Annotated in this window: 10 protein-coding genes, 2 tRNA genes and 1 pseudogene; 5 read left to right on the top strand and 8 right to left on the bottom strand. The window is 62.5% G+C overall.

Annotated elements, in window-relative coordinates; translation table 11 throughout:
- Positions 1–249 (top strand): annotated as a pseudogene (locus Q8Q83_RS03015) (NADP-dependent oxidoreductase); the annotation flags it as partial.
- A 113-nt stretch (positions 250–362) separates the two neighbouring features.
- On the opposite strand, the gene Q8Q83_RS03020 reads toward Q8Q83_RS03015, so the two are convergent.
- The 5 genes from Q8Q83_RS03020 to Q8Q83_RS03040 form a co-directional block, all read right to left on the bottom strand.
- A complete protein-coding gene (locus tag Q8Q83_RS03020) occupies positions 363–3,431 on the bottom strand; it encodes an efflux RND transporter permease subunit (protein WP_305621014.1) in 3,069 nt (1,022 codons plus the stop codon).
- Positions 3,428–4,459, bottom strand: a complete 1,032-nt coding sequence (locus tag Q8Q83_RS03025; RefSeq protein WP_305621016.1) for an efflux RND transporter periplasmic adaptor subunit — start codon at positions 4,457–4,459, stop codon at positions 3,428–3,430. The genes Q8Q83_RS03020 and Q8Q83_RS03025 overlap by 4 nt, the downstream gene beginning before the upstream one ends.
- A gap of 86 nt (positions 4,460–4,545) precedes the next feature.
- The gene (locus Q8Q83_RS03030; protein ID WP_305621031.1) at positions 4,546–5,325 is read right to left on the bottom strand and encodes an ABC transporter permease; all 780 of its coding nucleotides are present in this window, start codon (positions 5,323–5,325) and stop codon (positions 4,546–4,548) included.
- Positions 5,326–5,336: 11 nt separating this feature from the next.
- Entirely contained in the window at positions 5,337–6,269 is a 933-nt protein-coding gene (locus tag Q8Q83_RS03035; protein WP_305621018.1) for an ABC transporter ATP-binding protein, read from the bottom strand.
- A 250-nt stretch (positions 6,270–6,519) separates the two neighbouring features.
- Complete coding sequence (locus Q8Q83_RS03040; RefSeq protein WP_305621020.1) at positions 6,520–7,182, bottom strand: transglutaminase family protein; 663 nt, start codon at positions 7,180–7,182, stop codon at positions 6,520–6,522.
- Between the two features lie 150 nt (positions 7,183–7,332).
- Here Q8Q83_RS03040 and Q8Q83_RS03045 point away from each other — a divergent pair, with 150 nt between their 5' ends.
- Together Q8Q83_RS03045 and Q8Q83_RS03050 are read left to right on the top strand one after the other, a co-directional pair.
- Positions 7,333–9,780, top strand: coding sequence for an acyl-CoA dehydrogenase (locus Q8Q83_RS03045; RefSeq protein WP_305621022.1), 2,448 nt, complete (start codon positions 7,333–7,335; stop codon positions 9,778–9,780).
- Between the two features lie 66 nt (positions 9,781–9,846).
- A complete protein-coding gene (locus tag Q8Q83_RS03050) occupies positions 9,847–10,257 on the top strand; it encodes a PA2817 family protein (protein WP_305621024.1) in 411 nt (136 codons plus the stop codon).
- A 124-nt stretch (positions 10,258–10,381) separates the two neighbouring features.
- On the opposite strand, the gene Q8Q83_RS03055 is transcribed toward Q8Q83_RS03050, so the two are convergent.
- Positions 10,382–10,457, bottom strand: a tRNA-Gly gene (locus Q8Q83_RS03055).
- Positions 10,458–10,477: 20 nt separating this feature from the next.
- Positions 10,478–10,553 (bottom strand) — tRNA-Glu (locus tag Q8Q83_RS03060).
- Positions 10,554–10,778: 225 nt separating this feature from the next.
- Here Q8Q83_RS03060 and Q8Q83_RS03065 point away from each other — a divergent pair.
- The gene (locus tag Q8Q83_RS03065; protein WP_305621026.1) at positions 10,779–11,549 is read left to right on the top strand and encodes a hypothetical protein; all 771 of its coding nucleotides are present in this window, start codon (positions 10,779–10,781) and stop codon (positions 11,547–11,549) included.
- A gap of 108 nt (positions 11,550–11,657) precedes the next feature.
- Here the strand turns inward: Q8Q83_RS03065 and Q8Q83_RS03070 are convergent, their stop codons facing one another.
- Complete coding sequence (locus Q8Q83_RS03070) at positions 11,658–12,551, bottom strand: ATP-binding protein (RefSeq protein WP_305621028.1); 894 nt, start codon at positions 12,549–12,551, stop codon at positions 11,658–11,660.
- Positions 12,552–12,650: 99 nt separating this feature from the next.
- On the opposite strand from Q8Q83_RS03070, the gene Q8Q83_RS03075 reads away from it, so the two are divergent.
- Positions 12,651–14,578: ATP-binding protein (locus Q8Q83_RS03075; RefSeq protein WP_305621030.1), on the top strand; the 1,928-nt coding region annotated here is incomplete at its 3' end.

The raw sequence follows: 14,578 nt of genomic DNA on the forward strand, positions 1-14,578 counted from the left end.
AAGCAGGCGATGAAGGGCCCGGCCAACTACCTGAACCTGCTGGTCAACAGCGCGCGCATGGAAGGCATGGTGGTGATGACCTACGCCCCACGCTTCCCCGAGGCGGCCCAGGAAATGGGCGGCTGGCTGGCCAGCGGCAAGCTCAAGTCCAAGGAAGACATAGTCAGTGGCCTGACGACCTTCCCGGAGACCCTTCTCAAGCTGTTTAGCGGCGAAAACTTCGGCAAGCTGGTGCTTAAAGTCGATTAACGCCCAAACCCTAACCGGATCGTAGGATGGGCCGCCTAGAAAGGTGATCAGGCAATAACCTACTGCCGGGGCGGCGTAACCCATCATGGCGGCGTCGCCTCGCTCAACCCATCCTACGCAACCGCCATTTCCTCACTCTGCTGTTTGAGCGGCCGCCAGCGGCGCAATAACAGATACAGGGTCGGGATCACCAACAGGGTGAAGAAGGTGCCCACCAGCAGGCCGCCGACTATCACCAGACCGATCTGCTGCCGGCTTTCCGCCCCCGCCCCCGTGGCTATCGCCAAGGGCAGTGAGCCCAGCACCATGGCCCCGGTGGTCATCAGGATCGGCCGCAGGCGCTGCACCGAGGCCTCGATCACCGCGCTGCGCAGCTCACAGCCCTGGCGCAGCAGCACGTTGGCAAACTCGACGATCAGGATGCCGTGCTTGGTGATCAAGCCGATCAGGGTCACCAGGCCGATCTGCGAGTAGATATTCAGGGTGCCGCCGAACAGGCTCAGGGCCAGCAAGGCGCCGGCCATCGACAGCGGCACGCTGAACAGGATGATCAGCGGATCGCTGAAACTCTCGAACTGCGCCGCCAGCACCAGGAAGATAAAGGCCAGGGCCAGGGCGAAGATCAAGGCGATACCGGCGCTGGCGTCCTTGAAATCGCGCGAGGTGCCGGTGTAATCGTACTGGGTCTCGGCCGGGAACACCCCACGAGCGGTTTGTTCCAAGTGATCCAGCACCTCGCCCAGGGTATAACCGCTGCCGACGTTGGCGCTGATGGTCACCGCGCGCAGCTGGTTGAAGTGGTTGAGCTCGCGCGGCGCCACCGTCTCGCGCACCTCGATCAGGTTGGACAGCTGCACCATGCTGTCGTCGCGGCCGCGCACATAGACCCGGTCGAGATCCTGTGGGTTACTGCGATCGACGCCCTGCAACTGCACCAGCACATCGTATTGCTCGCCATTCTGCTTGAAGCGGGTCACCTGGCGGCTGCCGAACAGGCTTTCCAGGCTGCGGCCGATGGTGGCCACGTCGGAACCCACCGCCACCGCCTGCTCGCGATTGACCGCGACCTTCAGCTGCGGCGCGTTGAGTTTGAGGTCGCTGTCCAGGCTTTCCAGGCCCGGATAATCGCGCAGGCCGCTCAGCAGTTGATCCACATAGCCCTGCAACTCGGCATATTCCATCGAAGAGCGGATCACGAAATTCACCGGCTGGCTACGGGCGCTCTGCCCGAGCGGCGGCCGGTTGACCGGGAAGGCGCGTATCCCGGCTATGTCCTGCAGCTTGGGCAGCAGCTCGTTGCGGATCTCGAACTGGCTGCGCGAGCGCTCGCCCCAGTCCGCAAGCTTCATAAAGGAAATGCCCTGGGCCACGGTGGGAAAGCCGGCGATCACCATATAGCGGTTGGTTTCCGGGATGCTGGCGTAGGCCGCCTCGATTTCCCGGGCATAACGCCCGGTGTAGTTGATGGTGGCGCCATCCGGGCCGCTGAACACCCCGATAATGGTGCCGGTGTCCTCGGTCGGCGCCAGCTCGGACTTGAGCCCGGCAAACAACAGCACGCAGGCCAACATGCACAGCAGCAAGCCGCCGAGTACCCGGGCCCAAGCGCTCAAGGCGCGGCCCAGCAAGTGCCGGTAGCCCCGGGTCAGGCCCGCCAGAAAATCCTCGATCAGGTTGTACAGGCGGTTGTGCCTTTCGTTGTTCTGATGCGGCTTGAGCAGCAGCGCGCACATCATCGGCGTCAGGGTCAGGGCGACGAAACCCGACACCAGCACCGCGCCGGCCAGGGTCCAGGCGAACTCGGTAAACAGCTTGCCGCTGGTGCCCTGCATAAAGCCGATGGGGGCGAACACCGCGGCCAGGGTCAGGGTCATGGCCAGCACCGCGAAGGCGATCTCGCGACTGCCCTTCAGCGCCGCCTGCAGCGGCCGCATGCCCGCCTCGATATGCCGGTGGATGTTCTCCAGCATGACGATGGCATCGTCCACCACCAGGCCGATGGCCAGCACCATGGCTAGCAGCGTCAGGGTGTTGATGCTGAAGCCCAGCAACGCCATCAGGGCGAAGGCGCCGATCAGCGACACCGGAATGGTCACCAGCGGGATAAGGGTGGCGCGCAGCGAACGCAGGAAGATAAAGATGATCAGGATGACCAGCGCCACCGCTTCCCAGATGGTGATAAACACGTTGTCGATCGACTCGCGGATAAACAGCGAGTTGTCGTGGGCGATGGCCATTTGCATGCCTGCGGGCAACAAGGCACGCACATCCGGCAGCGCCGCTGCCAGGCCATCGGAGATATCCAGCGGATTGGCCGTGGCCTGCTTGATCACGCCCATGGACACCGCCGGCTGCCCCTTGTAGCGCACTATGCTGCGCTCGTCCTTGGCGGCGATTTCGGCATGACCGACATCGGCCAGGCGCAGCAGATAGCCTTGCGAATCGTCGAGGATCAGGTCATTGAACTGCTCGGGGGTATTCAGGTCGGTTTCCGACAGCACGCTGAATTCGCGTTGCCGCGATTCGATGCGCCCGGCCGGGATCTCCACGTTCTGCCGGCGCAGGGCGTCTTCCACGTCCTGCACGGTGAGGTTGTGCGCGGCGAGCTTTTCCGGGTCCAGCCAGATGCGCATGGCGAAGGTGCGGCCACCGCGAATCTGCACCTCGGAGACACCCGGAATGCTCTGCAGGCGATCCTTGATCACCCGCTCCAGCACATCGGTGATCTCCATGGAGCTGTAGCGCTCGCTGTAGAAGGCAATCCAGATCACCGGCTGGGCGTCGGCCTCGACCTTCTGCACTATGGGCTCGGCGATTTCATCGGGCAGCAGACCGCGCACCCGGCCGAGGCGGTCGCGCACGTCGTTGGCCGCCTCGTCACTGTTGGAGCCCAGGCTGAACTGGGCGGTGATCTGGGTGTTTTCCGAGCGGCTGATGGAGCTGACGAAATCCAGCCCCTCGATGCCGGACAGCACATCCTCGATCGGCTGGGCGACCTGGGACTCCATGATTTCCGGGCTGGCCCCCGGGTAGCTGACGTTGACCGTGACGATCGGCACATCGATATTCGGGTATTCGCGCACGCTCAGCCGGGCATAGGCCATCAACCCCAGCAGCACCAGGATCAGCGACAGCACGCTGGCGAACACCGGGCGGCGGATGCAGATATCCGATAGGGTCATGGCGCGCGCTCCACCACCTTGCTGCGCACCGCCATGCCCGCCCGCACCTTCTGCCAGCCAGCGCCGATCAGGGTCTCGTCACCCCTCAGGCCTTCGCGCACCTCGACCTTGCCAGCCAGGCGCTTGCCCAGCTTGACCTGGCGCAGCTCGACCTTGCCGCCCACCACCAGGTTGACCAGCGACTGCGCGCCCACCGGCATCACCGCCTCTTCCGGGATCACCAGGGCATTCGGCCGCTCGGCCAGGATCACCGAGACTTTGACAAACTGGCCGGGGCGCAGGCGGCGCTCGGCATTGCCGATATGGGCGCGAATCGCCTGGCTGCGCCCGGCTTCATCCAGATGGGGGTTGATGGCGAAGATCTCGCCGCTGAAGCGCTCACCCGGGTAGGCATCCAGGCTGATTTCGATGCCTTGCTGGAGGCGAATCTGGCTGACGGCCTTTTGCGGAATACGAAAATCGACCTTGAGCGGGTCGAGCACTTCCAGATTGACTATATCCTGGCCTTCGCTGAGGTAGTCACCGGGGCTGACCTGGCGCAAACCCAGCACGCCGTCGTAGGGCGCCACTATCTGGGTCTGGTCCAAGCGCGCCTGGGCCAACGCCAGGTTGGCGCGGGCGGCCTGCTGCAGGGCGCTGGCCTCATCCAGGGCCTGGGCATTGCTGGCGCCGCGCTGAAACAGCAGCTGGGCGCGGGCAAATTTCTTTTCCGCCAGGTTGATATTGGCCTGGGCCTGGGCCAGTTCGGCGCGGCTAATAGAGTCATCCAGGCTGACCAGCAGAGCCCCCGCCGTGACGCTCTGCCCTTCGCTAAAATGCAGGCTGGCCAGGCGCCCGGCGATTTCCGGACGAATCATCACCGACTCGTCCGAACGCAAGGAACCGAAGGTGATCAGCTCGTCGCGCACCAGGCTCTTCTCTACCTGCACCACCTCGACCAGGGGGCCTTCGTCAGCCTGGACGGTGGGTCCAGCCAGGGCAAACAGCAAGGATGCGACAGAGAAGACAACGCGCGAACCGACCGACATAAACGACCCCTATTTACTCTAGAGGCTGAGTCTAACGGCCAGGCCGCGATTGTCAGCCGTTAAAGCTGTTTCCCAGTATTAAGACCTTATTGGCGCATACCGCGGCCGCTGACCAGCAAGCGAATGCACACGCCATAGAGCACGGCGGTGGCCACCAGCATAAAGGTGATGGCCACCCCGATGCGGATGTCCGAGACGCCGAGAATGCCGTAGCGGAAGGCGTTGACCATATGCAGCACCGGGTTGGCCAGCGACACCGTCTGCCAGAACTGCGGCAGCAGGCTGATCGAATAGAACACCCCGCCCAGGTAGGTCAGAGGCGTCAGCACGAAGGTCGGGATGATCGAGATATCGTCGAAGTTGCGCGCATACACCGCGTTGATAAAGCCGCCCAGGGAGAAGATGGTGGCGGTCAACAGCACCACCAGCACCGTGATGCCCAGGTGATGCACCGAAAGCTTGGTGAAGAACAGCGACAGCAGGGTGACGATAAAACCCACCGCCAGCCCGCGCAGCACGCCGCCGACCACATAGCCGGTGAGGATGATATGCGGCGACACCGGCGAGACCATCAGCTCCTCGATGGAGCGCTGGAACTTGCTGCCGAAGAAGCTCGACACCACGTTGCCATAGGAGTTGGTGATCACCGACATCATGATCAGCCCCGGCACTATGTACTCCATATAGCTGAAGCCACCCATAGCGCCGATCTGCGTGCCGATCAGCCGGCCGAAGATGACGAAGTACAGCACCATGGTGATAGCCGGCGGCAGCAGGGTCTGCGGCCAGATGCGGGTGAAGCGGCGGATCTCCCGGTGAACTATGGTGCGCAGCGCCACCATGTTGGCGGCAAACTCGGAGTTCAGATAGGCCGTGCTCATACCGCCACCTTCGCCAGGTTCTTCTCCACCAGGGAGACGAACAGCTCCTCCAGGCGATTGGTTTTATTGCGCAAGCTCTGTACCTCGATCTTCTGCTGGGCCAACTGGCGGAACAGCTCGGTGATGCCCTGGCTCTTGTCCACCTGCACCTCCAGGGTGTGGTGGTCGAGCAGCTGCGCCGGATAACCGAGCAGTTGCGGCGGCACCAGTTGCGACTCCTTGAGGTCGAGCAGGAAGGTCTCCACGTGCAGCTTCTTCAGCAGCTCCTTCATGCTGGTGTTCTCGACTATGCGGCCGTGGTCGATGATGCCGATATTGCGGCACAGCTGCTCGGCCTCCTCCAGGTAGTGGGTGGTGAGGATGATGGTGATGCCCTGCTGGTTCAGCTCGGTGAGAAAGCTCCACATCGAACGACGCAGTTCGATGTCGACCCCTGCGGTGGGCTCATCGAGGATCAGCAGGCGCGGCTGATGCACCAGGGCGCGGGCGATCATCAAACGCCGTTTCATGCCGCCGGACAATTCGCGCGACGGCACATTGTGCTTGCCCCACAGGCCCAGCTGATTGAGGTATTGCTCGGCGCGCTCCTTGGCGATGCGCGCGGGAATGCCGTAGTAACCGGCCTGGGTCACCACTATGTCGAAGGCCTTCTCGAACTGGTTGAAGTTGAACTCCTGGGGCACCACGCCCAGGCAGCGCTTGAGCGCCGAGGGCTGCTTGTCCAGGTCATGGCCGAACACATTCACCGTGCCGCTGGTCTTGGTCACCAGGGTGGATAGAATGCCGATGGTGGTGGACTTGCCGGCGCCATTGGGGCCGAGCAAGGCGAAGAAATCGCCTTCGGCCACGTCCAGGTCGATGCCATGCAAGGCCTGGAAGCCATTGCCGTAGGTTTTGGTCAACTGGCGGATGGACAGAGCGGTACTCATAAAAAGGTGCGCACCTGGTAAAGAAGAGAAATTCGCGGGGGCGGCGCCACGGGGCGCCAGCGCTAAGCCGTTCAAGTCTAGCGCCTGGGCGCCGGCCATCGCAGCCCTTTTGCAGGAAAACCACGAGCGACTAAGCAGCCATGGAACCGGGCAGCAGCCTAACAGCGCCGCGCAAAGAAAGAACCCCGCAGCCTCGATGGTGCTAATCGAAGCCATCGATATAAACCTCGCGCAGCGCCTGATTGAGCCCCTATTGAGCAGGCGCGGCCTCTGCCTGGAAATCGCCCATCAGCAGCGGCGCATCCTCGACAAACAGGTGCGGGTAGCACAGGGCCAAATGGCTGAAAAACAGCGTTTCCGGCACATCGGCAAACTGGCCGTGGTCCTGCAGGTATTCCATATAGCGCTCGCCCTGCTGGTTGAACGGATGGAACAGGCTGTCGGTGATGCCATCGAACTCCAGGGGCTCCACCTTGAACATCTGGCACAGCTCCAAGTTGAACGCCGGGGTGGCCTTGACCCAGCGCCCGTCCAGGTACAGCTCGGTATAGCCGTGCATGGCAAACACTTCGCTGCGCAGCATCTCCAGCAGCCGCGGGGTGGCCAGGTGGTTGCGCACATCGGCCAGGCCGATGCGTGCCGGTATCCCGCAATGCCGGGCACTAGCCGCCAACAAGGTGGCCTTGGGCACGCAGTAGCTTTCCCCCGCGAGCAAGGCATGGCTGCCCTTCAGGGTCGCGGGATCACGGCTGAATACATAGGGGTTGTAGCGAATCTGATCACGCACCGCGTAATACAGCTTGACCGCCTGCTGACGCGGATCGCGGCTGGCACCGCGGGACTGCTCGGCGAACTCCACCAGCGCAGGGTGGTCACTATCGATACAGCGGCCGGGTTCGAGGTATTCACGCATCAGGGTTTCTCCATGGCTGAGAAACCAGTCTAGCGACGCCGTTCGAGCGCAGGTCACGACGATTCGGCCAAGCTCACCGCTCTTGTCGCCATTCACTGCGACTAGGCTATTGATGGCGCTTTCCGCGCCCCTCATCACGGAGGATTCTGCATGCTCGCGCTCTGGTTACTTGTCCTGCTGCTCGGCACGGCCTACCTGGCCCATCGCCGCACGCCTGTCTTGCCCGCATTTGGCCTGCTGGCCGCTTACCTGCTTCTGCTAAGCGCCTTCAGCCAGGCGCCGGTCTGGCTGCTGAACAGCTTATGGCTGCTCCTGCTGGCCCTGGCCTTGCCGCTGGCATTGCCGCAGCTGCGCCGCAAATTGATTAGCGCGCCGCTATTCGCCTGGTTTCAACGGGTGCTGCCGCCGATGTCGGCCACCGAACGCGACGCCATCGAAGCCGGCACTGTGTGGTGGGATGGCGAGCTGTTCAGCGGCCGCCCGGACTGGGACAGCCTGCTGGCCTACCCCAAGGCGCAGCTGAGCGAGGAAGAGCAGGCCTTTCTCGACGGCCCTACCGAAGCGCTGTGCGCCATGGTCAGCGACTGGCAGATCGGCCAGCAGATGGACCTGCCCGCCGAGGCCTGGGCGCATATCAAGCGGCACGGATTCTTCGCCCTGATCATTCCCCAGCAATACGGCGGCAAGGGTTTCTCCGCCCTGGCCCACTCCCAGGTGGCGATGAAATTGGCGACCCGCTCGGGCGATCTGGCTTCCACAGTCATGGTGCCCAACTCTCTGGGCCCGGCCGAGCTGTTGTTGCATTACGGCACTGAAGCACAGCGCAATCATTATCTGCCACGCCTGGCCCGCGGCGATGACATCCCCTGCTTCGCCCTTACCGGTCCCCTGGCCGGTTCCGACGCCAGCGCCATGCCGGACAGCGGGATCATCTGCACAGGCCAGTGGCAAGGCGAGCAAGTCATAGGCCTGCGCCTGACCTGGGAGAAGCGCTATATCACCCTGGGGCCGGTCGCCACCCTGCTCGGCCTGGCGTTCAAGGCCTACGACCCGGAGCATCTGCTGGGTGATGAGGAAGACCTCGGCATCAGCCTGGCGCTGGTGCCGACCGATACGCCTGGGGTCGAGATCGGCCGTCGCCATCTGCCCTTGGGCGCGGCCTTTATGAACGGGCCGAACAGCGGCAAGGATGTGTTTATTCCCCTGGACTACCTGATCGGCGGCCAGGCCATGCTCGGCAAGGGCTGGATGATGCTGATGAACTGCCTGTCGGTGGGCCGCTCCATCTCGCTGCCTGCGGTCGGCACCGGCGCGGCCAAGTTCACCAGTCTGGTGACCGGCCAATACAGCCAGATCCGCGAGCAGTTCAATCTGCCGCTGGCCGCCTTCGAGGGCATCCAACAAGCCCTCGCCCGTATCGCCGGCAACGCCTGGCTGATGGACAGTGCGCGCATCCTTACCGCCAATGCGGTGGACCTGGGCGAGAAGCCCTCGGTACTCTCGGCCATCCTCAAGTACCACCTGACCGAGCGCGGCCGCGAGTGCATCGGCCACGCCATGGACGTGCACGGTGGCAAGGGCATCGTCATGGGCCCGAACAACTACCTGGCGCGCGCCTGGCAAGGCGCGCCGATCTTTATCACAGTGGAAGGCGCCAATATCCTCTCGCGCAACCTGATGATCTTCGGCCAGGGCGCGATTCGCTGCCATCCCTATGTGCTCAAGGAAATGGCCCTGGCCAGCCGCGAGGACCAGGAGCAGGCGCTGCTGGAGTTCGATGAACTGCTGCTGCAACACCTGGGCTTCGCCATCGGCAACGCCGCCAGCAGTTGGCTGCTCAGCCTCGGCCTGGGCGTATTCAGCCAGGTGCCGGGCGACCGCATCAGCCGCCCCTACTTCCGCGCCCTCAATCGTCTGGCCGCCGCCTTCGCCTTGCTCGCCGACACCAGCATGATGCTGCTGGGCGGCGAACTGAAACGTCGCGAACGTTTGTCTGCGCGCCTCGGCGACGTACTCAGCCACCTTTATCTGGCCTCGGCGGCGCTCAAGCGCTATCACGATCTGGGCTACCCAGAGCATTCCCAGCCCATGCTGCGCTGGGCCATGGAGGAAAGCCTGAGCCAGGCCGAACAAGCCTTGGATAAACTGCTCGACAACTTCCCCAGCAAACCGCTTGGCTGCGCCCTACGGGTACTGGTCTTGCCCTTCGGCCGTCGCCATAAAGGCCCCAGCGATAAGCTGGATGCCGAGGTCGCGGCCATTATCGGCCGTAATAGCGGCGATCCGGCGCTGGAAGAACTGCTCACTGGCTGTTATCGCCCGCAGACCGAACAGGACCCGGTCGGCGCCCTGCAACAGGCGATGGATCTGTTGCACAGCGTGCAGCCACTTCAGAAAAAACTGCACCAGGCGGTTAAAGATGGCCAGGTGCAGGAGCGGCCGGGGCAAAGCCTGATCGAGGCGGCGTTAGCGGCCGGCATACTGAGCAGCGCAGAAGCCCATAGCCTGCAGCAGGCCGAAGCGGCGCGCCGCCTGGTGATAAATGTCGACGACTTCGCCAAGGAGGAGTTGACCCTCAGCCCCGGCAAGGTCCGCTAAGCGGGCAGGACAGCGGGCAGCGCCGGCCTTATACTGCGCCGCCCGTTTTACCTACAGGATTGCCCCATGGCCAACGCACACATCGACCACCACCTCGCCCTGCTCAACCATTTGCGCACCATCCTGGTGGCCCTGGGTGAAGCCGAGCAGATTCTCGATGACAGCCACGCCATGTACCTGGAACGCTACGACGAATTGCTCGCCGAGCTGCCCAACGACCCGGAAGCCAGCCTCTACCTGGGCCAGGACCTGATCAGCCAGATCTTCCAGCGCTACCCACAGATCGCCCACCTGGTACCGCGCGACCTGCTGTGGTTCTTCGGTGGCGACTGCCTGCACTTTATGCCGGACGAAGAAATCGAGATGTACCAGACCCTCGAAGAACGCCGTTTCTATGCCCAGGAAAACGACGAGCCCTTCGACTGGAACCAGGAAAAGCAGTTGCTAGATATGCCCGCCCAAGGCAGCAAGCACTAACACCCGACCTGAACAACAAAAAGCCCGCACGGCATAACCGGCGGGCTTTTTTGTCAGCGCTAAAAACAGCAGATACAAAAACGCCGCTCAGTGAGCGGCGTTTTTGTTGCTTTCTTTTGAAATATGGAGCGGGAAACGAGACTCGAACTCGCGACCCCGACCTTGGCAAGGTCGTGCTCTACCAACTGAGCTATTCCCGCAATACAGCTTGGTACAAAAATGGCGTCCCCTAGGGGACTCGAACCCCTGTTACCGCCGTGAAAGGGCGGTGTCCTAGGCCACTAGACGAAGGGGACGCAGCCCGGAACTTACAACAGCTTTTCCGGCTTTCGCAGGCTAGACCCTAAGGCATTGCGCTACGAAGTGGCGCGCATTCTATGGAGCCTTGCGAGGCTCGTCAACCTCTCTATAAATTTTTTTATAAATCAACGACTTCAACCCGGATTGTGATGCACCTCTATCAGCCTCCAGGCTAAGGCACTACACTCGGACGAAAAACCGGTGATCGAGAGGCTGCATCCATGTCCCCACTCGTGATTACCATAATGATTGTGTCTGGCATTGTTCTGCTGATCGCCATTGCCTACATCAATCATATGGTCGAGAACAACAAGCTGGAAAAGGCGCGCCTCAAGGCCGACCTCAACGACCGCCTGCGCCGCAGCAGCGATCTGTCGGAAACCCTGCCCGGACAGCTGATGACGCCTCAGCTGAAACTCTTGCTCAGTCGCCTGCAGTTGCACTTCGGCGAACGCCTCTTGCCTCTGGATAAAAGTAACAGCGCCCTCAAGGCGCGTATTGAAGAGCTGCGCAAGCATATCGCCCTGGGTGAATCGATCCCGGTCAAAAACCCGCCACAACAGATTCTTGCCGAAGCCAAAGCCAAAGACGTGCGCTTTCAGCTGGAGAACCTGCATGGACAACTGACTCGCTCCGTTCAGGACGGCCTCCTAACGGCAACCGAAGCCAAGCTTTGGCTAGGCGAAGTGCGCAGCATGCTGACCCAGGTGCATATCGAATTCTTCAGCAACCTCGGCCAGCAGGCACTGCAACAGAACCAACCCGGCCAGGCCCGCCTGGCCTTCGAGCGGGGCGTGCAATACCTGCGCAAACAACCCGACCCCGCGCGCTACCAGGCCCAACTGCAAAAATTCGAAGAACAACTGGCCCGCGCCAATGCCATGGTGCTGGACAAGACCCAGCCCTCGCCTGACGAACCCAGCGAGCTGACGCAAGGCTTGAGCTCACTGGAAGGCGAAGAAGACTGGAAGAAAAAGAATATCTACGACTGACCCAGCTGGCCGCTAGGCCTCGCTGACCTGAAGCAATACAGGCAAACGCAAAAGCCCGGCCTCTAAAGGCCGGGCTTTTTTCTGCAGCGGCTCGGCAGTCAGTTGCGCTCAAGCATCGGACTTGCTCAATAGCTGCAGGCCAACCCAATGCCGAGCGAATTGATAGGCACAACGGCCGTTGCGGTTCCCACGGCCCAGCGCCCAACGAATCGCCGCCTTTTCCAGCGCTTCGTTCCACTGCCAATGCAAACCGGCCTGGGCGGCATGCACCTCGAGCCAATGGCGCACCACCGCGAGGAAATGATCCTGGGTGAAGGGATAGAAGGACAGCCACAGACCGAAGCGATCCGACAGGGCAATCTTGTCCTCCACCGCTTCACTGGGATGCAACTCACCCTCGACCCGCTGCCAGTTTTCGTTGTCGCTTTCCTTCTCTGGCAACAGGTGGCGGCGGTTGGACGTGGCGTACAGCAGCACATTGTCCGGGGCACGCTCGAGGGAGCCATCCAGCACGGTTTTCAGCATGCGGTAATCGCCCTCGCCGGCCTCGAACGACAGGTCATCGCAGAACAGCACGAAGCGTTGCGGCATGCCCGCCAGCTGTTCGACCACCCGCGGCAGATCGGCCAGATGATCGCGCTCGATCTCGATCAGGCGCAGCCCTGCCGCCGCATGCTCGGCCAACAGCGCCCGCACCAGCGAGGATTTGCCGGTGCCGCGCGCGCCCCAGAGCAAGGCGTGATTGGCCGGCAAGCCCTGGAGAAACTGCTGGGTATTGCGCGCCAACTGCTCGCACTGGCGATCCACACCGATCAGGTCGTTCAGGCGCAGATCGAGACTGACCTTGAGCGGCAGCAGAAAGCCACTGCGCCCCTCGCGCTGCCAACGGGCGGCCAGGCTCCGCTGCCAATCGATCTCAGTACGCTGCACCGGCAACAAGGGTTCGAGCCTGGCCAAGACAGTCTCGGCACGCAGTAAAAAAGCGCTTAAACGGGAATCCACGACACACTCCAGGGTATTCAGGCAGCGCGGCCACTGCCGTCAGGTAAAACAGATGGGCTATGCTTGGCAGGCGATTCAATACGAGAAATTTCCGCCCATATGGATATAGCGCTGACCCAACGCCTGTCATTCAAACAGGCCGGCCTGACCGTGTTGGTGGCGTTTATCCTCGGCACAGTGCTTAGCCTGCTGCAGGTAGGCATCGATTATGCCAGCGAAGATGCGTCCATCAATCGCGAGATTAATGCGCTGCTGGAGATCAGCCATAATCCGGCGGCGCGCATCGCCTACAACATAGACGCCGAACTGGCCCAGGAACTGGTGCTGGGCCTGCTGCGCTCGCCCGCGGTGATCAGCGCGCAGCTCACCGACAACAACCAGATGACCCTGGCCAGCGTCAACCGCCCGGCCATGCACAGCAGCTACCGCGTGATCAGTGATTTTATGTTTGGCGAGCGCCGGCAGTTTGAAACCGAGCTGTTCGTCAGCCACGCGCCCACTGAAGCCCTCGGCCATCTGACCCTGGAAGTCGACACCTACGCCTTCGGCAGCCACTTCCTGCGCCGCTCGCTGCTCACCCTGCTGACCGGCTTCGCGCGCAGCCTGCTGCTCTCGCTGATCCTTCTGGTGCTGTTCTATTTTATGCTGACCAAACCGCTGACCAGCTTTATCAGCGCCCTCAGCGCCCTCAGCGCGCGCGACCTGCGCAGCCCCAGAGATGCCAAGTTGCCCTACCCGGCCGGCCACGAGCGCGACGAAATCGGTGTACTGGTCGATGTGACCAACCGCCAATTGACCAGCATCGCCAGCGAGATAGAGCAGCGTCAGCAAGCCGAAGATCGTCTGACCCAGTACCTGGCCCAGCTGGAGGATGTGGTCTCGGCGCGCACCGCCGAGCTGGAGGGCGCCAATACCCGGCTGCTCGATTCCAACCGCGAGCTCGAACAGGCAAGGCGCACGGCCCTGGATATGGCCCAGGCGCGCTCGGCCTTTCTGGCCAATATGAGCCATGAAATCCGTACCCCGCTCAACGGCCTGCTGGGCATGCTCGCGCTGTCGCTGGATGGCCCGCTGAACAACGAACAGCGCCAGCAACTGTCGATCGCCCACGACTCCGGCAAGGTGCTGGTCGAGCTGCTCAACGACATCCTCGACCTGTCGAAATTCGAGGCCGGCCAACTGGAGTTGGAAAGCATCCCCTTCGATCTCGGCAGCCTGGTCGAAGACACCGCCAACCTGCTCTCGCAGAACACCGCGGCAGGCGTCGAACTGACCTGCCTGATCGACCCAAAACTGCCCAAGCTGCTACTCGGCGACCCGACGCGGGTGCGCCAGATCGTCAGCAACCTGCTGTCCAACGCGCTGAAATTCACCCGCTTTGGCCGCGTCGATATTCAGGTCACGGCACGCCAGGACGGCGTGCAAATCGTTGTCCGCGACACCGGCATCGGTATCGCCGAAGCAGCCCTGGCCCGCATCTTCCACCCCTTCGCCCAGGCAGGCGCCGGCATTACCCGCCAGTTTGGCGGCACCGGCCTGGGCCTGGCCCTGACTCGCCGGCTCTGCGAAGCCATGCAAGGCCAGCTCAGCCTGGAAACCCGGGAAGGCCTTGGCAGCACCTTCAGTGTGGATTTACCCCTGCCCAGCCAAACAGCCGTACAGCCGTTCGCTCAACTGCATGGCCGCGTGCTGGTAATCAGCCCCGCCAGCTCTGGCCTCAGCGAGCAATTGGCGAGCCTGCTACCCGGCTGGGGACTGACCTATGTGCAAATGGAGCCTGACGCCGATCTGGGCGTCATCGACGCCGAGCTGTTGATCAGCGACCATCCAGAGCGCCTGCATGAACTGCGCTGCGCTAGCAGCCAACCCATTCTGCTGGTCAGCGCCTATGGCAACTTCCTCTCCAGCGAGCAGGTCCAGGTCCTGGCTCCCATCGAACAACTGGCCCGCCCGCTCGCACGTCAGACGCTGTTGCAAGCTCTGCGCCGCCACCTTGGGCAGAGCGAACCCAGCCCCGCCAGCAGCGC

Source organism: Pseudomonas sp., assembly GCF_030696055.1.
Lineage (GTDB): Bacteria > Pseudomonadota > Gammaproteobacteria > Pseudomonadales > Pseudomonadaceae > Aquipseudomonas.

Coding starts and splice junctions, on each gene's coding strand:
- Q8Q83_RS03020 (WP_305621014.1), bottom strand. CDS start 3,431: ATGACCCTATCGGATATCTGCATCCGCCGCCCGGTGTTCGCCAGCGTG.
- Q8Q83_RS03025 (WP_305621016.1), bottom strand. CDS start 4,459: ATGTCGGTCGGTTCGCGCGTTGTCTTCTCTGTCGCATCCTTGCTGTTT.
- Q8Q83_RS03035 (WP_305621018.1), bottom strand. CDS start 6,269: ATGAGTACCGCTCTGTCCATCCGCCAGTTGACCAAAACCTACGGCAAT.
- Q8Q83_RS03040 (WP_305621020.1), bottom strand. CDS start 7,182: ATGCGTGAATACCTCGAACCCGGCCGCTGTATCGATAGTGACCACCCT.
- Q8Q83_RS03045 (WP_305621022.1), top strand. CDS start 7,333: ATGCTCGCGCTCTGGTTACTTGTCCTGCTGCTCGGCACGGCCTACCTG.
- Q8Q83_RS03050 (WP_305621024.1), top strand. CDS start 9,847: ATGGCCAACGCACACATCGACCACCACCTCGCCCTGCTCAACCATTTG.
- Q8Q83_RS03065 (WP_305621026.1), top strand. CDS start 10,779: ATGTCCCCACTCGTGATTACCATAATGATTGTGTCTGGCATTGTTCTG.